The organism is Acinetobacter lanii (assembly GCF_011578285.1).
Taxonomy (GTDB): domain Bacteria; phylum Pseudomonadota; class Gammaproteobacteria; order Pseudomonadales; family Moraxellaceae; genus Acinetobacter; species Acinetobacter lanii.
This window is the reverse complement of the sequence record NZ_CP049916.1, coordinates 1,595,348-1,615,721: the sequence shown is the minus strand read 5'-3', so window position 1 is coordinate 1,615,721 and position 20,374 is coordinate 1,595,348. Positions and strand designations below refer to the sequence as shown.

19 protein-coding genes and 8 pseudogenes are annotated in these 20,374 nt (G+C 32.0%); 6 read left to right on the top strand and 21 right to left on the bottom strand.

The genetic code is table 11. The features are described from left to right. Nucleotides 1-2: 2 nt before the first annotated feature. Nucleotides 3-551, bottom strand: a pseudogene (locus G8D99_RS07535) (RHS repeat-associated core domain-containing protein); the annotation flags it as partial. A gap of 52 nt (nt 552-603) precedes the next feature. On the opposite strand from G8D99_RS07535, the gene G8D99_RS07530 reads away from it, so the two are divergent. Continuing rightward, a complete protein-coding gene (locus G8D99_RS07530; protein ID WP_166324020.1) occupies nt 604-981 on the top strand; it encodes an IS630 transposase-related protein in 378 nt (125 codons plus the stop codon). A gap of 23 nt (nt 982-1,004) precedes the next feature. After that, the gene (locus G8D99_RS07525) at nt 1,005-1,523 is read left to right on the top strand and encodes an IS630 family transposase (protein WP_166323708.1); all 519 of its coding nucleotides are present in this window, start codon (nt 1,005-1,007) and stop codon (nt 1,521-1,523) included. Between the two features lie 199 nt (nt 1,524-1,722). Here G8D99_RS07525 and G8D99_RS07520 read toward each other — a convergent pair whose 3' ends face one another. The 3 genes and pseudogenes from G8D99_RS07520 to G8D99_RS07510 form a co-directional block, all read right to left on the bottom strand. Continuing rightward, nucleotides 1,723-2,181, bottom strand: a complete 459-nt coding sequence (locus G8D99_RS07520) for a hypothetical protein (protein WP_166324018.1) — start codon at nt 2,179-2,181, stop codon at nt 1,723-1,725. Nucleotides 2,182-2,192: 11 nt separating this feature from the next. After that, nucleotides 2,193-2,945: pseudogene (locus G8D99_RS15690) on the bottom strand (RHS repeat-associated core domain-containing protein); the annotation flags it as partial. A gap of 91 nt (nt 2,946-3,036) precedes the next feature. Next, nucleotides 3,037-3,495: a hypothetical protein gene (locus tag G8D99_RS07510; protein WP_166324016.1), complete on the bottom strand. Its 459-nt coding sequence runs from the start codon at nt 3,493-3,495 to the stop codon at nt 3,037-3,039. A 355-nt stretch (nt 3,496-3,850) separates the two neighbouring features. On the opposite strand from G8D99_RS07510, the gene G8D99_RS07505 reads away from it, so the two are divergent. Beyond that, nucleotides 3,851-4,980 (top strand): IS3-like element ISAcsp5 family transposase gene (locus G8D99_RS07505; protein ID WP_166322579.1). Its coding sequence is split into 2 segments (ribosomal slippage): nt 3,851-4,103 and nt 4,103-4,980, totalling 1,131 coding nucleotides; the frame shifts between segments, so codons are not numbered across the junction. Between the two features lie 360 nt (nt 4,981-5,340). On the opposite strand, the gene G8D99_RS07500 is transcribed toward G8D99_RS07505, so the two are convergent. The 4 genes and pseudogenes from G8D99_RS07500 to G8D99_RS07485 all read right to left on the bottom strand — a co-directional run bounded on the left by G8D99_RS07500 (nt 5,341) and on the right by G8D99_RS07485 (nt 7,741). After that, a complete protein-coding gene (locus G8D99_RS07500) occupies nt 5,341-5,790 on the bottom strand; it encodes a hypothetical protein (protein ID WP_166324014.1) in 450 nt (149 codons plus the stop codon). Nucleotides 5,791-6,322: 532 nt separating this feature from the next. Next, nucleotides 6,323-6,573: pseudogene (locus G8D99_RS15900) on the bottom strand (RHS repeat-associated core domain-containing protein); the annotation flags it as partial. A gap of 336 nt (nt 6,574-6,909) precedes the next feature. Beyond that, nucleotides 6,910-7,365, bottom strand: a complete 456-nt coding sequence (locus G8D99_RS07490) for a hypothetical protein (RefSeq protein ID WP_166324012.1) — start codon at nt 7,363-7,365, stop codon at nt 6,910-6,912. A 10-nt stretch (nt 7,366-7,375) separates the two neighbouring features. Then, nucleotides 7,376-7,741, bottom strand: a complete 366-nt coding sequence (locus G8D99_RS07485) for a hypothetical protein (RefSeq protein ID WP_166011588.1) — start codon at nt 7,739-7,741, stop codon at nt 7,376-7,378. Nucleotides 7,742-8,248: 507 nt separating this feature from the next. On the opposite strand from G8D99_RS07485, the gene G8D99_RS15895 reads away from it, so the two are divergent. Next, complete coding sequence (locus tag G8D99_RS15895; protein ID WP_166011676.1) at nt 8,249-8,392, top strand: transposase; 144 nt, start codon at nt 8,249-8,251, stop codon at nt 8,390-8,392. A gap of 1,126 nt (nt 8,393-9,518) precedes the next feature. Here G8D99_RS15895 and G8D99_RS07475 read toward each other — a convergent pair. From G8D99_RS07475 to G8D99_RS07435, 9 genes and pseudogenes are all read right to left on the bottom strand, one after another. Continuing rightward, a complete protein-coding gene (locus G8D99_RS07475; protein ID WP_166011590.1) occupies nt 9,519-9,962 on the bottom strand; it encodes a hypothetical protein in 444 nt (147 codons plus the stop codon). A 1-nt stretch (nt 9,963) separates the two neighbouring features. Then, nucleotides 9,964-10,947: pseudogene (locus G8D99_RS07470) on the bottom strand (RHS repeat domain-containing protein); the annotation flags it as partial. A gap of 25 nt (nt 10,948-10,972) precedes the next feature. Next, on the bottom strand, nt 10,973-11,632 hold the full coding sequence (locus G8D99_RS07465) for a DarT1-associated NADAR antitoxin family protein (protein WP_166324010.1): 660 nt from the start codon (nt 11,630-11,632) through the stop codon (nt 10,973-10,975). A 37-nt stretch (nt 11,633-11,669) separates the two neighbouring features. Beyond that, nucleotides 11,670-11,948, bottom strand: a complete 279-nt coding sequence (locus tag G8D99_RS07460; RefSeq protein ID WP_166324008.1) for a hypothetical protein — start codon at nt 11,946-11,948, stop codon at nt 11,670-11,672. A 451-nt stretch (nt 11,949-12,399) separates the two neighbouring features. Beyond that, a complete protein-coding gene (locus G8D99_RS07455; protein WP_166324006.1) occupies nt 12,400-12,846 on the bottom strand; it encodes a hypothetical protein in 447 nt (148 codons plus the stop codon). 7 nt (nt 12,847-12,853) lie between these two features. Beyond that, a pseudogene (locus G8D99_RS15890) lies at nt 12,854-13,761 on the bottom strand (RHS repeat-associated core domain-containing protein); the annotation flags it as partial. Nucleotides 13,762-14,062: 301 nt separating this feature from the next. Beyond that, nucleotides 14,063-14,437 carry a hypothetical protein gene (locus G8D99_RS07445; protein WP_227554374.1) on the bottom strand — a complete coding sequence of 125 codons (375 nt, stop codon included), beginning with the start codon at nt 14,435-14,437 and terminating at the stop codon, nt 14,063-14,065. Nucleotides 14,438-14,532: 95 nt separating this feature from the next. Then, complete coding sequence (locus G8D99_RS07440) at nt 14,533-14,814, bottom strand: hypothetical protein (RefSeq protein WP_166324002.1); 282 nt, start codon at nt 14,812-14,814, stop codon at nt 14,533-14,535. Between the two features lie 345 nt (nt 14,815-15,159). Further along, nucleotides 15,160-17,148 (bottom strand): annotated as a pseudogene (locus G8D99_RS07435) (RHS repeat-associated core domain-containing protein); the annotation flags it as partial. Between the two features lie 52 nt (nt 17,149-17,200). On the opposite strand from G8D99_RS07435, the gene G8D99_RS07430 reads away from it, so the two are divergent. Both G8D99_RS07430 and G8D99_RS07425 read left to right on the top strand, forming a co-directional pair. Beyond that, the gene (locus G8D99_RS07430) at nt 17,201-17,578 is read left to right on the top strand and encodes an IS630 transposase-related protein (RefSeq protein ID WP_166323678.1); all 378 of its coding nucleotides are present in this window, start codon (nt 17,201-17,203) and stop codon (nt 17,576-17,578) included. A gap of 23 nt (nt 17,579-17,601) precedes the next feature. After that, nucleotides 17,602-18,120, top strand: a complete 519-nt coding sequence (locus G8D99_RS07425) for an IS630 family transposase (RefSeq protein WP_166323680.1) — start codon at nt 17,602-17,604, stop codon at nt 18,118-18,120. A gap of 21 nt (nt 18,121-18,141) precedes the next feature. Here the strand turns inward: G8D99_RS07425 and G8D99_RS15885 are convergent. The 4 genes and pseudogenes from G8D99_RS15885 to G8D99_RS07410 form a co-directional block, all read right to left on the bottom strand. Then, nucleotides 18,142-18,327: pseudogene (locus G8D99_RS15885) on the bottom strand (RHS repeat domain-containing protein); the annotation flags it as partial. A gap of 43 nt (nt 18,328-18,370) precedes the next feature. After that, nucleotides 18,371-18,817: pseudogene (locus G8D99_RS15685) on the bottom strand (PoNe immunity protein domain-containing protein); the annotation flags it as partial. 15 nt (nt 18,818-18,832) lie between these two features. Continuing rightward, nucleotides 18,833-19,348, bottom strand: a complete 516-nt coding sequence (locus tag G8D99_RS15680) for a PoNe immunity protein domain-containing protein (protein ID WP_227554373.1) — start codon at nt 19,346-19,348, stop codon at nt 18,833-18,835. 38 nt (nt 19,349-19,386) lie between these two features. Further along, nucleotides 19,387-20,367, bottom strand: coding sequence for a PoNe immunity protein domain-containing protein (locus tag G8D99_RS07410; protein ID WP_166324001.1), 981 nt, complete (start codon nt 20,365-20,367; stop codon nt 19,387-19,389). Nucleotides 20,368-20,374 lie beyond the last annotated feature (7 nt).

The window sequence follows — 20,374 nt, the reverse complement described above, 5'->3', positions numbered from 1 at the left end:
CCTTAAAATGGACATGAAACACTTCTTAGTTTAGCTGAACCATCTTTATTTGTTGTGACATTAATATCTTTTGAAGCACCATCTTTTAACAAATGCCTAGGGGCTTTATCATACGGCACTAAAATAGCATTATCAGGTTTAACATTTGCCTCACTAAGTGCTGCTAACCCCCTATTATTTAATGTAATAGGTTTTCCTGTTTTAGGATCAACAGTATATGAAATAACAAATTCATTAGGGCTTATCTTCCCATTTTTTAGATCTTTAGCAACATCGGCTATATCTCTTCCCCTTATTGCATCTGAGGCCTGAGAGCCTATATTAGAAAATTGAGGAGCTATCCGTTTCTGTCCAAAATGGATATTGTCAGGAAATGGCGTTATTTCGCCATCTTTAAATGGGTCAAAACCACTCAGTCCCAAAGGATCAATCCACTCCACAGGATTTGGTGCATAAGCATAAACATTATGACCACCTAGAAGCCCAATAGGGTCTTTAGAAATAAAACGACCAATATTCGGAGCATAATAACGATGACGGTTGTAATGTATAGCTAAATTAAGAAGATGAGCTACAATAGAAAAAACTTTAATCTTTAAGACCATGCCAAAAACATATTCTGTCGATTTACGCGAAAAAGCCATGCAGTTTTATAAACAGTCAAAGCATAAATCTAAGACGTGCGAAATATTTAATATTGCCAGAACCACGCTCGATGATTGGATCCTGATCGAACAGCAGACTGGTCAACTCAAACAACCTAAGTCTCCAAATGTAGGACGTCCCTCAAAGATTCTGGACCTGCAAGCTTTTGAAGCATTTGTAAAAACAACGCCATTTACCCAAGCTAAAGATCTTATTCCTTTGTTTGAACAGAAATTCGGTTATAGCGTTGGCTATCATGTCATTTTAAAAGCTCTAAATAAGATGGGTTGGACGCGTAAAAAAAGAGTTTTCTCTACAAACAAGCCTGCAAGTTAAGCCGTGCTGTATTTGAATGGTGTTTGCCTCAGTGGAAGCAGCAATATGGTGAAGATCACATTCTTTATATCGATGAATCAGGCATCAATACCAATGAAACCGCAGAATATGGTTGGTCTCCAAAAGGTCAACGTTGTCATGCATTTAAGTCAGGTGGGCATGGCACGAGACTCAGTATGATCAGTGCGGTCAGATCAAATGCACCATTCAAGTTTACTCAACCTTTAGTTTTTCACGGTTCGTGTGATCGGAATATTTTTGTCTGTTGGTTGGAATATTTGTTGCAGGATTTAAAGCAAAAGGATGATCAGACTAAGAGTTATTTGCTGATTCTAGATAATGCATCCATTCATAAAGGTCGAGTAATTGATGATTTGGCAGCACGATATCAGATAAGAATTGTTTATCTACCGGCATATAGTCCTGATCTAAATCCTATTGAGAGAGCATGGTCTGTCCTAAAAAGTAAAGTCAGACATATGGTTGCTCAGAATAATAAAACCTTTCAGGAAGCTTTAGATATCGTCTTTAAAATGATGTAGCTTATGTTTTTTATTTAGCTATAAACCCGTTTCTTCATCAAAGTATTGACCTTGAAAACGAATATTATTTGAGATAATTTCAGAGTTTTCAAAGAATTGAGATTGGATATTAGAATTTTCTTAAAAAAATCCATCTCCAACCTTATTCTATTTATTTCACAAAATTCTAAAAAGTGGAAAATTTATATAAATAAAGAAATCAATAATAATCAAAATTTAAAAAAACATAATAATCACGATGTGACAATGAAACTCTTACTTCCCCCCAGTCATAAATATATAAGTCTCTGTTTTTTAATTTTTTATCAGGAATTTTACTAAAATATTTTTTAAAATCTTTTCGTAATTTTTTTCTATCTTCATTTTGATCTAACTCTGTTGCGCCAAATCCTTTTTTTGCGCTTAATCCATTATATATAAATGAATTTGAAAATAAAAATCCATCTTTATAAACTAATTCAACAGAAAATTCATTTCCACAAAAAATAACATCAAATGCTCCATATTTATGAAAACCATTTATATACAATAATTTATCTTTTAACTTATTTACTAAAAGATCTCTGACCTTCAAGTAATCTGCCTCAGCATTATATTTAAAAATTACATCATCTAAATATAATACCCCAGTAGTCTGATCTAAATTTAATACTAACACTTTAATCCTCGTTATATTTTAGAAATATAATGTGTTGCTTTTAACTTACTATGGTCCTGATTCATAATGTAATATTGCGTCCCTCCCCCTACTCCAAATTGTTTATTATTCAAGGCTTTACCTTCAGCTACACATATATCTTCCTGCACAATAAATTTATGAACTTGGGTTCTCATTGGATTAGCCCTTTTACTAGTACTATTACCAGTATGTCCAACCTGTAAAGCATCATTGTACACTCTTGCTCCTTGGGTCTTTAAAGCCTTTAACTGCTTTCCATCTACAAAATAGTTAGGGGTTCGGCTATTTTCTAATGATTTTTTTGGATTATCGTGGGGATATAAAGTATAAATTACAGTGCCTTTTTTCAATACAACATTTTTATAACTATCTTTGCCTACATACATATCATCATCTGGTCGGCCTTGCCAAGATCGACCAGATACAGCAGGATTTCTACCTGCACAAACATCCTTAGGACATGGCTGTTTTTTCTTATCTCCACCCGTATTTTTACTACCTGATTTACCTTGTGACTTATTCAATCCACGTGGATCAACCCACTCCACAGGATTCGGTGCATAGGCATATACGTTATGTCCACCTAAAAGCCCAATGGGATCTTTAGAAATAAATCGACCAATATTCGGAGCATAATAACGATGGCGATTGTAATGTAACCCTGTTTCTTCATCAAAATATTGACCTTGGAAACGAATGTTGTTGGTCAAAATTTCAGAGTTTTCAAAGAATTGAGATTGGCTGTTAGAATTCTCTTAAAAAAGTTCATCCCCAACCTTATTCTATTTATTCCACAAAATTCTAAAAAAAGGAAATTTATATAAATAAAAAAAATCAATAATAATCAAAATTTAAAAAAACATAATAATCACGATTTGACAATGAAACTTTTACTTCCCCCCAATCATAAATATATAAATCTCTGTTTTTTAATTTTTTCTCAGGAGATTTCCCTAGTACTTTCTTAAAATCTTTCCTAAGTTTCAATCTATCCTTTTTTTGATAAAATTCTGTAGCACCAAAACCCGCTTTTTCACTCAGTCCATTATAAATAAAAGAGTTTGAATATAACTCACCATCTTTATAAATAAATTCTACAGAAAATATATTTCCGAAAAAAATGACATCAAATCCACCATATTTATGATAGTCATTAACAACCATTTGTTTTTGATAAAAATCAAATCCAAATTGTTTAATACTTGTTAAATACGCTTTTTCATTGTGATAATCAAAAGGCGTATCATTAATCAATAAAGATCCGCTGTTTATATCTAAGGTAAGATTCATCATAAATTTATTGTTACATACCAGCTTAATTCTTTATTGTTTAAATCTTACTGTAAAACTACAATTCAGAGATTTAATTTCGTAATATATAACTATAGTTCGCCATATATATACATAACTTCTTCCTCTCCCAAATTCACCCTAAGTAAATTTCAAATAATCAGTACCTTGAACGATTTGATATAAATATCTTAAATTTTTCTCGTAATCATATGGATCAAAATCTTTGTTTTTCCGATCAAACAATTGAAATTTTATAGAATTCAATATTGATGTGGTTCTAGGATTTTAGACCACGCCTATAAGTGATAATCTACTCCCCAATAAGCATGGGAAATGCTTGTTTTTGGAGTCAACCATGACACGAAGAAAACGTCGTAATCATTCAGCAGAGTTTAAAGTTAAAGTTGCTCTCGCAGCAATTAAAGGCGACCACACACTCGCTGAACTTTCTACTCAATTCGATTTACATCAAAACCAAATCATCGATTGGAAAAATCAACTGCTTGAGCAATCAGTCAATATTTTTTCACGACCAACAGCACAACAAGAACCAGAGATTGACCTCAAAGCTCTACATGCCAAGATAGGACATCAGGCATTGCAAATTGATTTTTTAGAAGGTGCGCTCAGAAAAATAGGGCAGCTGAGCGGCAAAAAATGATCGATAAGACCCATCAACTTTCGGTACGACAACAATCGCAATTGATTCAAATCAATCGCAGTACGTTGTATTACAAGCCCAAAGAGATTTCATCAACTGATTTGAGTTGGATGCGTCTAATCGATGAAATTCATCTCGACTACCCATTTATGGGCAGTCGAATGATACGAGATATGCTACAGCGTCAAGGACATCAAATAGGTCGGCGTAAAGTCCGACGTTTAATGCGCTTGATGGGAATACATGCCTTGTATCCAAAACCCAATACCAGTAAGCCTAATCTTGCACACCGTATTTTCCCATATCTGTTGAAAAACATGGTCATCGATCACTCTAATCAAGTCTGGTGTACAGATATCACGTACATTCCTATGGCTAAAGGCTTTGTCTATCTGTGTGCAATTATAGATTGGCATAGTCGTAAAGTACTGGCTCATCGAGTATCGATCAGTATGGAAACAGACTTTTGCATAGATGCGTTGCAAGAAGCAATTGTGAAATATGGTTGTCCAGAGGTGTTTAATACAGACCAAGGCAGTCAATTCACAAGCGAGGCATTTTTGAATGAGTTAAAATTGCGAAATATCCGTATCAGTATGGATGGGAAAGGACGATGGATGGATAATGTGATGATTGAGCGTTTATGGCGCAGCGTGAAGCATGAGGAAGTCTATTTGAAGGCTTACGATACGGTTAAACAAGCGAAACAATCACTTGCTGAATATTTGGATTTTTATAACATGATACGTCCTCATTCAAGTTTGAATAAGGCAACACCGGATGAATTTTATGATGAACATTTACTAAAAGTAATGGCAGCATAATTTAAATATTTAGAGCGGATTTATCACTTATAAAACTGAATTGAGTGGTCTAATTAACGGAACCACATTAATATCTCTCCTTCAATCTTAAAGATAATATTGAAAATATTGTCTTCATATATAGCATCAACAAAATAACAAACTATACCATCGGCATTTATTTTTTGTTCCAATTAGAATCATCATAATTTGATTTTAACTCAGACTCATTGATTTTTGAAAAAAATTGTGAATTACTATCTCTATTATCAAAGTTAATTTTAATCAGATTTAGTAGCATTTTATCAACAGTAATTTAATTAATTTAAAAGAAAAATGAAGATTATAATATAGAAAAATCTCATTATTTTTATTCTAAGGTTAGCTTTTCCAACGAATATAAAAATTACAATCCAATGACTTCACCTCATAATAAACTCCAATCTCTCCCCATCTAAAAATAAATTGCGTGTAATGTCTAAAATCATTTTTCTTTTTTTCAACATAATTTTCTGAATTAAAAATACTTAACAACTTATTATAATTACCCTCAAAATCCCAAGGATTGAAAACTTCACCATTAATATCAATCAATTGAAAACTTACAACATCAATCTCACCTTTTTTAAATGACACTATTGTACTAAATTTTAATTCACCTAAGAATAAAGGAAATTTATAACTAGAATCACCTTGAAAATCAATAAAATGGGTTGAATTCAACCCTTTTTCATTTCTTAAAAACTCACTCTCTATTAAACCACTTTTAAGTAAAAAATTTCCAATGTTAATATACCCAGAATCCAAATCAATTATTACATTTACACTCATTTGATTACACCATTTAATTTAATTTTGTTAAAGATCCAGACTGTCGCAAATTTTTAGTATCAGAATCTCTAACATAATATTGTATAGCCCCACCACTTGATATATGGCTATTTGCTTTAGCAACAGCAATTGCTGCACAAAAACCTTTAGTGACTGTGAACTTATGCATTTCAGTACGCATATCATATTCTGAACTTGCCAAATTACCTTTATGAGCTACTTGTACTGCATCATTATATGCAGTCGCACTTGGATATCGATTCATTTGAGATTTACGCACAAAGAAATTTGGAGTAGCATTTTCTAATGGATTTTGAGATCGTCCGTGTGGATGCAATGCATAAAATTCCGTTCCAGGTTTTATCCAAATATTTTTCCATGTATCTTGGTTAGTATATGGAGATTTACTTCCAGGCAGTGGTGTTTGATATCCCTTAGCGTCCAAGGCCGCTGTACTGTTTTTACAAGGATTTGGACAAGGCTGTTTTTTCTTAGCACTTTCAGTATTTTTATTCCCAGATTTCCCTTTAGTCTTACTTAATCCTCTTGGATCAACCCACTCCACTGGGTTCGGTGCATAAGCATAAACATTATGCCCCCCTAGAAGCCCAATAGGGTCTTTAGAAATAAAACGACCAATATTCGGAGCATAATAACGATGGCGGTTATAATGCAATCCTGTTTCTTGATCCTTGCGCTGCAGTTAGAGCAGTACTCTAACTTTACTCATGCACCTTGGAAACGAATGTTATTGGTGAGTATCTCGAAGTCTTCGAAGAAATTTTACCTGGCTTGTCTAGCTTTACTACTGCGAACATATTAGTCAGATGATATATTACGCTCGCTCAAAACCCTACTTTACTAATACTAACTCACCCAATGCGGTATATGACCACTATTTAATAGATCTTAATAGAGATTTTTATTCCAAGTCAAACAAGCTTTTTCTTTAAGCATTCAATAAACACATTTTGGCTTTAATGTTTAAATTGTGTAATCGCCTTAATTTGCATATTTACAGTTAATTCAAGCAATATGATGAGCAAAATCTTAAAAATTTTCTAATATTTTTCTCACTGCAACATATTATCTTTTACGACCCCCTAGTAATTTTCTCTTTTAATTTTCTAAAAACCTAATTGAAAAGTTAACATCCAAACCTATTCTACTATAGTAAGCTGCTATAGCCCCCCAATCATAAAAATAATCAGTGTATGACTTATAATCATCTTCACTCTTTCTATAAAATGATGTTTGATCAAAAATTTTTTTTATAGCTTTATAATTACCTTCATAATCCCATTCATTATATTCACCAATATTACTCCCTACCATAGCAAAATTTATAATTTTCAAAAAGCCATCTTTATAAATTAATTTTGCATAAAAAATATAACCTTGAAAATCAAAATTAAGGGTATAACAAGACTGTCCCAAAGGATCTATAAAATTTTCAAAACCGAATGATATTAAATCATTATTATTTTCGTTTCCATAATTATTAATCACAATGTTTTTATCATTGATTCTAAATTCAACTTTACCTAGGGTATAATCAATTCTTAATACATTCATAACAATATCCTTAGTCAAGATTAAATAATTTACCTGTTGGTTTTAATTTGTTTTTATCTACATCTCTCACATAAAACTGTTCTGCTCCACCAGAAGAAATATGTGAATTTGCTAATGCCTTAGATCTTGCAACACAAAAACCTTTTTTGGATACAAATTTATGCATTTCTGTTCTCATCGGTCGTTTTTCACCTTTGTAGTTACCACTATGAGCAACTTGCACAGCATCGTTATAGCTCACAGCAGATGGATACTTATTCATTTGCGATTTCTTGGCAAAGAAGTTTGGAGTATTATTTTCCAATGGATTATCTGAAGGTCCATGTTTATGTAACGCAAAAAATTGTGTATGTTTTGGTATCCAAACACCTTCCAAGCGTCTTGATTTATATATGGTGATGTCTCACCTTATTTTGGTGTTTGATATAATCTCGCTTCTTGTACAGCTAGACTATTTACACAAGGCTGTTTTTTCTTATCTCCACCCGTATTTTTACTGCTTAATTTACCCTGTAACTTATTTAGCCCTCGTGGATCTAACCTCCCCCCTAGGTTCTGGGCATAAGCATAAACATTATGACCACCACAGCTGAATATGGTTGGTCTCAAAAAGACAACGTTGTCCTGCTCTAAAAGTAGGTGGACACGGAACTCGGTTCAGTATGATTAGTGCAGTAAAATCAAATACACCTTTTAAGTTTGTTGATCCTTTAGTTTTCCAAGGTTCGTGTGATCGTAGTGTTTTTACGCATTGGTTAAATATTTACCAGAGAGTTTAGAATCAACACATGGTCAAGTTCGAAAATATTTATTCATTTTGGATAATGCTTCAATTCACAAAGGTAAAGAAATTAATGCTTTAGTTTTTTAGCATCACTCCCGAATATTTTATTTACCTGCATATAGTCTAGATTTCAATCCTATTGAAAAAGCATGGTCTGTACTTAAGAATAAAGTAAGACAAATCATATCACAGCAAAATATATCGGTTTTGAGTGCACTCGATATTGCCTTTAAAAATATGTAGCCTAAATTTGTTTTTTAGCTATATCACCTTAATCATACTTTTTTCTTTCCTACTATTTCATTTGATCGAATATAGCTTGGAATTAACCCTTCATCTTCCGTAACCCATTTACAATTGATTAATAAATCTTTTTTATTATATTTATTCTACTTGGCACGCCCACATTCTACTTTTAACTCATATACTATACCATTTTTACCATTAATCAGTTGCAAAATATTGTGCAACTTGACGATTAGTAGTTACATAAATATATGCTGATCATGAATTTTAACGATCCTCCTGACATTTATTTATTATTACAATTTTTCATTAAATCTGCTTCATTATAATATCTATTTTTCACATGTATAATAAAAATTCGAAATTATTCATAACTTAATAACAACTCGAACCACCCAATTTTAGTAGTAATTTTTCAATATCATTATAGATATTTATTTAAAACCCTAAAATTAAAACTACTTAAAATAAATTATTTATATAATAAACGAAAGCTAGAATCACCACTTTGCGGATTTTTTCTTATTTCAATACCCCCCAAATATAATAAAGTGAAACAAAATTTTCTATATTTTTTTGTAATACCAAGTGAGACGATAATTTTTCAAATAATTTTAAAATTTATTCTGAATTATAATTACTGTCATATAAATGAAAATCATCATCACTTTCTCCAACTATAATAACACCAGTTATACTAAAAAGTTTTTGCCTTTCAAAATTAAATGACTATCTAAATTTTAAATTAAAATAAAATAAATCAATAAAATATTTACTAATGCCCATATAGATTACATTTTTAAAATCTCAATCTATTCCCATATTCAAAAAAGTACTTTCTTCTATACCACTTTGAAAATAAATATTGGACCCTTCAAAACAAACATTACCATTTCTAAAATCAATATCTAGTTTTTTCATTTTAACAAGCTCAATCATTTCAAATTTGTAAGCTTATCAGTAGGCTTTTTATTTACTACAGAATATTCTTTTTATTTAATTTTTTCTCATTTTAAAATTTTAAACTCCTGATGGTGATTATCTGCATATGCTTGTTATACTATGGATTTTGGAGCTCCATACCCCTCGTAAAAAAAGCTATTTTTTTATTTCGACTAAGAAACTATACATTCAACTCTATAGCTAAAGACATGTCTTGTATTGCTGGTACTATCGTCATGCTTAGTCCATTCATCTTGTATATTAATCGACAATTATTTTCTGCTTTAATAAATATAGCACCATAATTTTCAATAGAATTTTTTAATAAATTAACATCCTCTAAAAAATCATTTTTCATATCCATTTTTTGTGTTGTTAAATTTCCATCTCGCCAATTCAGAAGTGGTTTACCATTTTTTTTACCTTTAAAAAAAGTCTGACTAAATATGTATTTCTTTTGGCAAAAAATGCAATCAAAACTATATGTTACATAACCATTGTATTCCCTTTTTCTAAAATCATTATTTATAACTTTCATTAAGGAAATTTTAAAGCTATCTTCATTATCAAAGTTAATGTTATTCAAATTTACTAACAATTTTTTATCAATAGTAATTTCATTCATTTTATATATCCTTAATTTGCCCTGTATTAATTATGTTACCGTAATCCTTCTCATCAATTACGTATTGTGTCCCCCCACCAGATCCATATCTTCCATTTTTTTGTGCTTGACCTATTGCCATGCACGTATCTTTTCTTACTACGAATTTAATAACTTGTGTTCTCATTGGGTATGCACCATCAGTATTTCCTTCATGTCTAATTTGTAAGGCATCATTAAATACTTGTGCACCACCTTTTCTTTGTAGAGTTTTAAGCTCTTTTGAGTCAACTAAATAATTACTAAAATTCTTTTTAGGATCTTTATCTCTACCATTTGGCCATAAAGCATATAAAACCGTACCCTTTTGAACTACTACATTCTTATAAGAATCTTTTCCTTTATAATTACCTTTTCCTTGCCAGCCTCTTGCATATTTAGATGGATTTTGTTTAGTGCATGGATTATTTTGTCTATCAAATTCACAATGCTTTTTAACCTTTAACCCTCTCGGATCAACCCACTCCACAGGATTCGGTGCGTAAGCATAAACATTATGACCACCTAGAAGCCCAATAGGGTCTTTACTTATGAAACGTCCAACATTCGGAGCATAATAACGATGGCGGTTGTAATGCAACCCTGTTTCTTCATCAAAGTATTGACCTTGGAAACGAATGTTGTTTGTGAGTATCTCTGAATTTTCAAAGAAATTAGTTTTATCTTTGGATGTTTTCTCAGATACAAGCTCGCCCCAAGCTTTATATTGCGCTTTCCATACAATTTGCCCTGTATGATCACTTAACTCTTGCGGTGTACCCAAATGGTCACAGTGGTAGAAACAGACCTCATCAAAGCCTTGTGTAGATATTGTCTTTTTCCACAAAGGGTCTTTATTGAAGACATACTTTTCCTTCCACACTGGTGTGCCATGTAACGTAATTTTTTCTTTATAAATCGCTTGAATCAATGGTACAAAACTTTTATTTTTGTATATGCAATATTTAATTCAATATTATTAATCAATTATTTCAAATTTCAAAACCTTCTATCAAAGATAAAAAACTATCTTTCTCAGAAATAATTTCCTTGGTAAAGAGATTCCTTTTTACTAATGAGACATACAATGCTAATGAATAAGCTTGGCAATTTATAGATTTTTTAGGATTAAATTCAATATCTGTAAACGCATCATATGCTAAAACTTGTTTTTTAAGGTGGCTATTTTTATCTAAAGCATTCAAATAAATCCAATCATAAAATGCAGTTTTAGGCTCCAGCTCCCAGCTTACATTATTACATTCGAATGAAATTAATGCTCCTGAATTTCTAAGCCTCTCATCCTTTTTAGCATCTTTGGAGTTTTTTTCTAATATGTCCTTATACGGTCCTCCTTCGGAAAAGACTTTAGATGATTGAAAAGTGGCTTCAACACTTATATCTTTGTTATTTTGGGAATCGTAAATTAAATTAAAAGCACTAAGATCAATGCCTAGTGTATTTTCCGACTTACTAGAAACCTCTAAAATTTGAGCACAAGGGCTCTCTTTTAAAAAAGCAGTATGTAGTGAACGAATAGATTTTTGTTTCTGAGAATAGTGCAGTCCAGCATGCCATTCAAAATCTATATATTTAACCTCAACTAACTTTTTACCATCTTGCATTGGTATAAATACTGGTCTCACAGCCATAACATTTAATATTTTCAATCAAAATTAAATTTTTTTATTATAACCATCTATTAGCTGGTGATAAATTTTCATACATTTTTAGATCTGATTTATTAGCTTTACCCAAAGCAACAGCCTGTTCGAACAATCGATCAAATCTATCCAGTGATTCCATATCACCAGCTAAAGAGGCATAAAGAAACAAATATTTTGAAATTTCAGCCTCATCTAACATTAAAATTTCATTTATTTTATTATCTAAGATAATATCAACTTTTGCATACTCACCCTCTCTAGACATTCTTTCAATAAGCTGGTCAAACTCTTCAAAGTTCATAATATTCCTCAATTTATAATCCTATAAGCATTTGGCTCTATAGAACCACTTATTGAAACCTCTTGATCCTTAATAGCCCAAGTTCTTGCACGTTGCTTTTCCTTTATTAACTAAGCTGGCTCCATCAGATATATATCAGTAATTTTACACATATTAATTTCAACTATTTATGGATTAATTTTAAAGTCCATATGGTATGCTGCTTTAGAAAAACACTAGGCTGGTATAAGCCAAGTGAAATTGACTGGTTTTTATACTGTCGCACTTACTATTTAAACCAATTGAATAAATAACAATAAAACCATTAAAATAAAATAGTTATAAAATAGACCTCTTGCGTAAGTGCTGTTTTCAAGGGTTTTGGATGTGAAAAAGTTTTTGAAAATCACCGTTTTTAGCTGCACATTTTTTGACTTTTGCAAGAGGTCTAATATTTTTACAACAAAGCCAATCACACCTGATAATAATCGATATTCCAATTATTTTTTACAATTAAATCGATGAAAAGTTCACTAAAATAATATGATGTAGGTTTTTCACTATTTCTTATAACATAATCACTTTCAACATCATTTCTTTTATATAAAGCAAAAATATCTATCGGTTGATTTCTTAATTTACAAGAATAAAAAGTTATGTTCCCATCTAAGTTTTTTAATATATCAACAACTTTTTTTGAAAAAAGTATTAATCCACTTGCATTGTAATAACAATCATCATTTAGAACATTATTTAATTCATTTTCAAATATGTCCTCATAATCCAAATTTAAAATTGGGTATTTTAAAAAATCTTCATTAATATCAAATACAAAATAATCATTAATTCGCTCTTTTGCTTTAAACAAAAAAGCAAAGTCTTTATCTGCATACTTCGGGTATATATCATATTTAATCATATTGATCCTATTTTTTCTTACTTCGATTTAAAGGTAAAGCGCAAGTATAAACACCTGTCTGTGTGCCTAACCTCAACGCTTTCTGTAAATCTAATACTTCTTTTTGATATTTTCTATAATCCCATTTTTGTCCACGTGATCGAAGTGCAATATCATCTAGTTTATCTTTTACCATATTGTTATAAATTTTATGCTCCTGCGTCCAATTACGATGTAACCCTAAATTAGGATTTTTATCAATTCCTTCACAAACTGGCATATACATTAAATTTGAAGAACCATTAATATTCATTCCAGACTTAACAAAAACTTCATGCCCTTTAAGACTATATGGAATAATATGTTGTCGTTGATAGCCTTGCTTTTTAGGCATATGCTTCTCACTTGGCATACGATCTAATCCTAATGGGTCAATCCATTCAATTGCATTCGGAGCATATTCATAAACATTATTCCCTCCCAACAAACCAATAGGATCTTTACTCACAAATCTGCCTACATAAGGCGAATAATAACGATAACGGTTGTAATGTAAACCAGTCTCTTGATCCTTGCGCTTCAGTTAGAGCAGCGCTCTAACTTTGCTCATGCACCTTGAAAACGAATATTATTGGTTAATATTTTTGAATTTTCGAAGAAACTAGATTTATCTTTGGATGTTTTATCGGATACAAGCTCACCCCAAGCCTTGTATTGTGCTTTCCATACAATCTGACCTGTATGATTACTCAACTCTTGTGGTGTACCCAAATGGTCACAGTGGTAGAAGCAAACCTCATCAAAGCCTTGTGTAGATATTGTCTTTTTCCACAAAGGATCTTTGTTAAAGACATACCTTTCCTTACACACTGGTGTGTCATATAACATAATTTTTTCTTTATAAATCGCTTGAATCAATGGTACAAAACTATCTTTTTATTAAAGGTAATTTAAAGTTATTTTGAAGTGGTAAATTACGCAGAATAGCTTTCAATTTTTGTCTATTTTTGATTTTTTAAATTTTTTAAAAATATAGCAAAATTAGAATTTGTAATTTAATTTTACTATTTCGTTATTTGCAAATCAAAAGAATTCCTTTATAAGTCATTTTTAATCAAAAAAGAATCATAGACTTGAAGAAAAAGACAGACTCTATAAGGCTTAGAACCTTTTTCTAATTAATAAATATACAGTTATAAAAAAGATTCAAAATATCCTAGTGTAAACCAATTAAAAATTAAATATTTCCACACATATATTCAAAAATTCTTAACTCTATTGCATTTATTTTCCCACCTTTTTGAAAACCACTTAAACTAAAAAAATATACAAAATCTAAATAACTAAATTCATCCATAAAGTTAAATAAATTAATAAAAAATCTTCTAGTATTTATTTTTATTAATTCCTCTGATCCTGAAAAATATAAATATATTTGATCCTCATGTAATATTTTAAAATTTAATTTACCAACTATCTTATTGACTATATCATCATCAATCTCGTTGGGAAAAATTATTTCTTCATAGTTTGTCCCTGTAACTTTCCAATTTAATTTTCCTGTTGTTCCTTGCCATAAACAACTCATAAAACTGTTAAACTCATCAGTCATTTCCAATGACATAGTCTTATATTCAATATTATATGCATAGCAAAATTTTTCAATATCCTTAGATGACAACATAATTAATTTAATTATTACCTAATTTACTCAATATTCTTTATCAAAGCATACCCAACTACATTTGGGCCTTCAAATAATTTAATTGTATCTCCTACATCTATTAAACTCTTTGGGTAAGTGTCAAATAAAAATTGTAGTTTTGCTTTTAGAGGTTGTTCTTCACTAAAAATTAATTTAATGCTCCATGTTGATTTGCCTTTGTTCAAATCAATTAAAACTGTAGTACAAAAATACTCGCCTGTCTGTGGTTGAAATAGCTTCCCACCTTTGTCTGGCAAAACCCATTTTAAATCAACATCATACACTGCATATTATCCTTATTTAAATTTACATTGACTCGCTATTGCTTTCTCTTTCTTTACCCATGTAATTTTCGAATGATTATTCAATTGCTCTAAAGTAGCGTACCTAGCTGCACCAATCCCATCCAACATATTATCTTTATGCAATTGATCCGATATTTTATCTTGAATATTTACTTGTACAATCATAAATTCACAACCTCCATGCCCCATTGTATTACCCCATATTTTTGCTGTTCCATAGGAATCTGCTAACCATTTTCCATCTAAAGCACCTGGTTTAGTTGTCCATTTTCCTGTACGTTTTATAGAATTATATTCCTCTATACTCATGGATCTATATAAGCTTTTCAAACCATATGGATCAATCCAAGATATTGGACTTGACGCATATTTATAAATATTAAAACCACCATCCAACCCAATAGGATCTTTACTCACAAACCTGCCTACATAAGGCGAGTAATAACGATAACGGTTGTAATGTAAACCAGTCTCTTGGTCAAAATACTGACCTTGAAAACGAATATTATTGGTTAATATTTCTGAGTTTTCAAAGAAGTTAGATTTATCTTTGGATGTTTTATCGGATACAAGCTCACCCCACGCTTTATATTCAGCTTTCCAAATGATCAAACCTGTATGGTCGCTCATTTCCTGTGGCGTACCTAAGTGGTCACAGTGATAGAACCATACATTATCAAAGCCTTTGCTTTGCTTCGTGGTTTTCCATAATAGATCACGATGTACACTATACGGTTTATCTGACCAATCAGGTGTTTGGTGCAATTCTATCGGGCTTTGATAAACCGATTGTAGCATCGGGACAAAACTATCTTTTTCATAAATATAATGCTTGGTAGCGTGTTCGCTCGATTCGTAAGCCAGCGTATCACCATCCCAGCCATAAAGCGTATTTTGCTCTTCACCTGTATGATGATGCTTACTCACTTTTTGAATTCGTCTACCCAACGCATCATAACGATACTCAGCTGTATAGACTTTGTTTTGACTCTTGATCATACGACCAAACACATCCCACTCTAGATTTAAATCACCTTGAGTTGATTTTTGTCGGATCAACTGCCCATAAGCATCATATTGGTATTGCTGATCTAAATATTCTTTGACGACATTATTGACTAAACGGTTATATCCATAGCTTTTATCTTGTTTATTATTAAGATGATGTTGAGCATGATGGTCTTGATCACGGTCGAGAATGTTACTTGCAGGGTCAAAACTAAAAGTCTCTTTACCTATTTGACTATTGGCTTCTAATAAACGCCCTAGAGGGTCATATTTATAGGAAATATTGCCACGACGTGTATCTTTGATTCCAATCAGTTCACCTGTTTTATCATAATGATATAGACGTTTCACCAATTGTTGGGTTTGTTGAATGGCATTGTTTTTTGCTGTCTGTTTTTGGTAGCCATTTTCATGATCAGAGAGTGTAATTTGACTATTTAAACGACCTGCTAAATCATATTGCTGTTCTTGACTGATACCATTGGCATAATGTCGAGCAATTTCACGGTGCAGATCATCTCGTTCAAAACTGACTAAATCTTCACCATTTAGAGCGAGACCATGAACATGTCCTGAACCGTAGGTTAACCAATTCAGTACTTGTCCATCAGGACGTATGGTTTTAATGCGATCATAAATTTCATCATAACTGTGTTTCCATACCGCAGTTTTTTTCAATGTTAAATCATGATGATGTTCACGACTCACATTGCCCACAGCATCATAAAACCACTGAAGATTACATTCTTTATTTTTTGCTTGAATCAGCCTACCCATATAGTCATAAGCAAACTCTTCTGTTTGCTGTTCTTCTAATTCTAAACCATAGTGCCCATAACCAGCCGTACGTTGTTCTAAACGCCCCATACTGTCAAAAATAAATTGTTGAATTCGATCTTTTGGCGCAGCTCGATCTTTTAAATCTTGACCATAACTAGCCGCTACTTCAATACTCGTCGCTAGTCTGCCAGTGCTTTCATCATAATGATAAACTGTTTCTTTGCCATCAAAATCAATCTCTTTGATTAGACGGCCACCAAGGTCATAAAAAAACTGATAATTTGCACCATTTTCATTCGTGAGTTGGGTTAAACGCTGTAGTCGATCCCATTGATAACGCAGTTTATGATTGAGCGCATCGGTGCGTGATAGAATTAAACCTGCATCGTCATATTCATAATGGGTCTGCTGTTTTTTTGGATCAATATGAACCAATAAACGTCCTTCCGCATCGTGAATAAAATGTTCTTCTGTACCGTCAGCATGTTTAATTTTTTCAAGTTGACCAAACGCATTTAGAGGTATAGCTAAAAGTTTAAGATGAGCTACAATAGAAAAAACTTTAATCTTTAAGACCATGCCAAAAACATATTCTGTCGATTTACGCGAAAAAGCCATGCAGTTTTATAAAGAGTCAAAGCATAAATCTAAGACGTGCGAAATATTTAATATTGCCAGAACCACGCTCGATGATTGGATCCTGATCGAACAGCAGACTGGTCAACTCAAACAACCTAAGTCTCCAAATGTAGGACGTCCCTCAAAGATTCTGGACCTGCAAGCTTTTGAAGCATTTGTAAAAACAACGCCATTTACCCAAGCTAAAGATCTTATTCATTTGTTTGAACAGAAATTCGGTTATAGCGTTGGCTATCATGTCATTTTAAAAGCTCTAAATAAGATGGGTTGGACGCGTAAAAAAAGAGTTTTCTCTACAAACAAGCCTGCAAGTTAAGCCGTGCTGTATTTGAATGGTGTTTGCCTCAGTGGAAGCAGCAATATGGTGAAGATCACATTCTTTATATCGATGAATCAGGCATCAATACCAATGAAACCGCAGAATATGGTTGGTCTCCAAAAGGTCAACGTTGTCATGCATTTAAGTCAGGTGGGCATGGCACGAGACTCAGTATGATCAGTGCGGTCAGATCAAATGCACCATTCAAGTTTACTCAACCTTTAGTTTTTCACGGTTCGTGTGATCGGAATATTTTTGTCTGTTGGTTGGAATATTTGTTGCAGGATTTAAAGCAAAAGGATGATCAGACTAAGAGTTATTTGCTGATTCTAGATAATGCATCCATTCATAAAGGTCGAGTAATTGATGACTTGGCAGCACGATATCAGATAAGAATTGTTTATCTACCTGCATATAGTCCTGATCTAAATCCTATTGAGAGAGCATGGTCTGTCCTAAAAAGTAAAGTCAGACATATGGTTGCCCATAGCAATAAAACACTTCCCGACGCTTTGGATATTGCATTCAAGATGATGTAGCTTATATTCTATACTTAGCTATAAGCCTTTAATGATTGGTTCACGTTTTTGTGTAGTCAGTTCAGTATAGAAATATTCAACTTTTTGCTTTAGTGCATTTTCAACAGAAATAACTCTGCCACGCTCATCATATTGCCATTTTGTTTCTTTGCCTGAACAGTCGGTATAGCTGAGTAAATTCCCTTGCTCATCATATTTTACTATTTTAACTGCTATTCACTATAAAATAGCAGTTAATCTTAAAAACTAATTACTCACCATCAAACTGCCAATACACATCCCCCCAATCACTTTCAAAATCAGGAAAAATATCTCCTTGTTTAAAATATTGACGTGAGTTTTCTTTCGCGACGGTAAACCAATAACCTGATTGAGGACATTTTTTACCTGCTTGAATTGATACTTTTTGATATTTAGTTAGGAGGTCAATTTCAGCACTACTAGGTTTAAATGTACGATAGAACTCTATTAGGTCTTTTGGATAATAGAGGTATTCATGAAATTCTTTGTCATTTTCTATTTCTAATAGAATAACAGCGCAAGCTGCTTCAAAAGCCCAATATCCATAATAACCGCCTTCAGATTTATGAGTATCATGCCAAGGTGCACCTGATAAATCTTTGTACCAATTCTTTAAAAACTTACGAACAAAACCTAAAGAAATTTCATTATCTTGATTCGAAAATGCTTCACATAATAATAAGTAAGGCTTTTAAACTAAAACTGTTGAACAGTCATATCTATTTTCATCTGAAAAAGATAAATACTCTTCAATCAACCAATCTTGAGCAACATTTTCTCTCATTTCACCGTCAATTAATTCTGCAACTCGAGGTAGTAAATCCTTTCGGTGAAGTAGATAACACAAACTAATTAACCAAATACATGGACAATAGCCATCAACAGTAAATAATTCAAAAACTGGTAGGTTTATATTTTTATGATAACTTCTTAACTTATTTCCATATTGCTCATAATAGTCAATAACTATTTCAAGTTGGCTTCTAATGAAAGGTAAACTATTACCAGCTGTATATTCCAATAAAAGTAGATTTAAATAGTTTTCTGCTACTATAGCATAAGAATATACCCATCTTTCTTCCAGTGAGTCACCAACACCTGTGGGATTAACTTTAAAAGTTTCAATAGTGTCTAGAGTTTCCTCCTTTAATGTTTCATACATTGGAAGTGTCAGAAATTGTTGTCTTTTTATATTAACTAAATCCATTTTATGTCCAAAAACTACTCCGAAGGGCATATTTTCAATTATTCTTCGCCATCAAACTGCCAATACACATCACCCCAATCACTTTCAAAATCAGGGAAAATTTCCCCTTGTTTAAAGTATTGACGAGTATTTTCCTTAGCTATAGTGAACCAATAACCTGATTGAGGACATTTTTTACCTGCTTGAATTGATACTTTTTGATATTTAGTTAGGAGGTCAATTTCAGCACTACTAGGTTTAAATGTACGATAGAACTCTATTAAGTCTTTTGGATAATAGAGGTATTCATGAAATTCTTTGTCATTTTCTATTTCTAATAGAATAACAGCGCAAGCTGCTTCAAAAGCCCAATACCCATAATATCCACCCTCTGATTTATGGGTATCATGCCATGGAGCTCCAGATAAATCTTTATACCATTTTTTTAAAAATTTGTTTAAATGCTTGAATGAAACTTTATTATCTTGGGTCACAAATGCATTTGATAACTCAAAATAAGGATTTGAAAAAAGGACATCTGAACAATCAAAACGGTTATCGTCATTAAAAGCCAAAAATTCCTCTACAATCCAATCTTTTCCTCCATTTTCTTGATCCTCTCCATCAACAAGGTTAGCTACCAACGGTAGTAAATCAGTTCTTTTTAATAAATAACAAAGGCTGATAATCCATATATATACACAATAGTCATCTAAAATTTCGATGTCAAAAACACTAAAATTATTATTTTTATAATAGGCTCTCTGTTTTATAGAGAGTTCCTTGAATAATTCAATTACTTTATCAAATTCTAAGCGTAAATATTCAATCGGTTTACCAGCAGTATAGTCCAAAATAAACAAATCAAATTGATATCTAGATGCTATCGAATAAGAGTCTACCCATCCTGCTTCGATATCTTCATCATCATTTGATTCACTTAGAAAACTTTCTATGGCGCTGACAAGCTCACTCCTTGTAGATTGATAGTAACTTTCATCTAAAAATTGTTGTCTACGATTAAACTTAAATTTCAACATAAATAAA

What these genes read in the sequence shown, in the direction of transcription:
- G8D99_RS07530 (WP_166324020.1), top strand. Translation starts at nt 604, where the DNA reads ATGCCAAAAACATATTCTGTCGATTTACGCGAAAAAGCCATGCAGTTT.
- G8D99_RS07510 (WP_166324016.1), bottom strand. Translation starts at nt 3,495, where the DNA reads ATGATGAATCTTACCTTAGATATAAACAGCGGATCTTTATTGATTAAT.
- G8D99_RS07500 (WP_166324014.1), bottom strand. Translation starts at nt 5,790, where the DNA reads ATGAGTGTAAATGTAATAATTGATTTGGATTCTGGGTATATTAACATT.
- G8D99_RS07490 (WP_166324012.1), bottom strand. Translation starts at nt 7,365, where the DNA reads ATGAATGTATTAAGAATTGATTATACCCTAGGTAAAGTTGAATTTAGA.
- G8D99_RS07475 (WP_166011590.1), bottom strand. Translation starts at nt 9,962, where the DNA reads ATGAATGAAATTACTATTGATAAAAAATTGTTAGTAAATTTGAATAAC.
- G8D99_RS07465 (WP_166324010.1), bottom strand. Translation starts at nt 11,632, where the DNA reads ATGGCTGTGAGACCAGTATTTATACCAATGCAAGATGGTAAAAAGTTA.
- G8D99_RS07460 (WP_166324008.1), bottom strand. Translation starts at nt 11,948, where the DNA reads ATGAACTTTGAAGAGTTTGACCAGCTTATTGAAAGAATGTCTAGAGAG.
- G8D99_RS07455 (WP_166324006.1), bottom strand. Translation starts at nt 12,846, where the DNA reads ATGATTAAATATGATATATACCCGAAGTATGCAGATAAAGACTTTGCT.
- G8D99_RS07445 (WP_227554374.1), bottom strand. Translation starts at nt 14,437, where the DNA reads ATGACTGATGAGTTTAACAGTTTTATGAGTTGTTTATGGCAAGGAACA.
- G8D99_RS07430 (WP_166323678.1), top strand. Translation starts at nt 17,201, where the DNA reads ATGCCAAAAACATATTCTGTCGATTTACGCGAAAAAGCCATGCAGTTT.
- G8D99_RS15680 (WP_227554373.1), bottom strand. Translation starts at nt 19,348, where the DNA reads ATGGATTTAGTTAATATAAAAAGACAACAATTTCTGACACTTCCAATG.
- G8D99_RS07410 (WP_166324001.1), bottom strand. Translation starts at nt 20,367, where the DNA reads ATGTTGAAATTTAAGTTTAATCGTAGACAACAATTTTTAGATGAAAGT.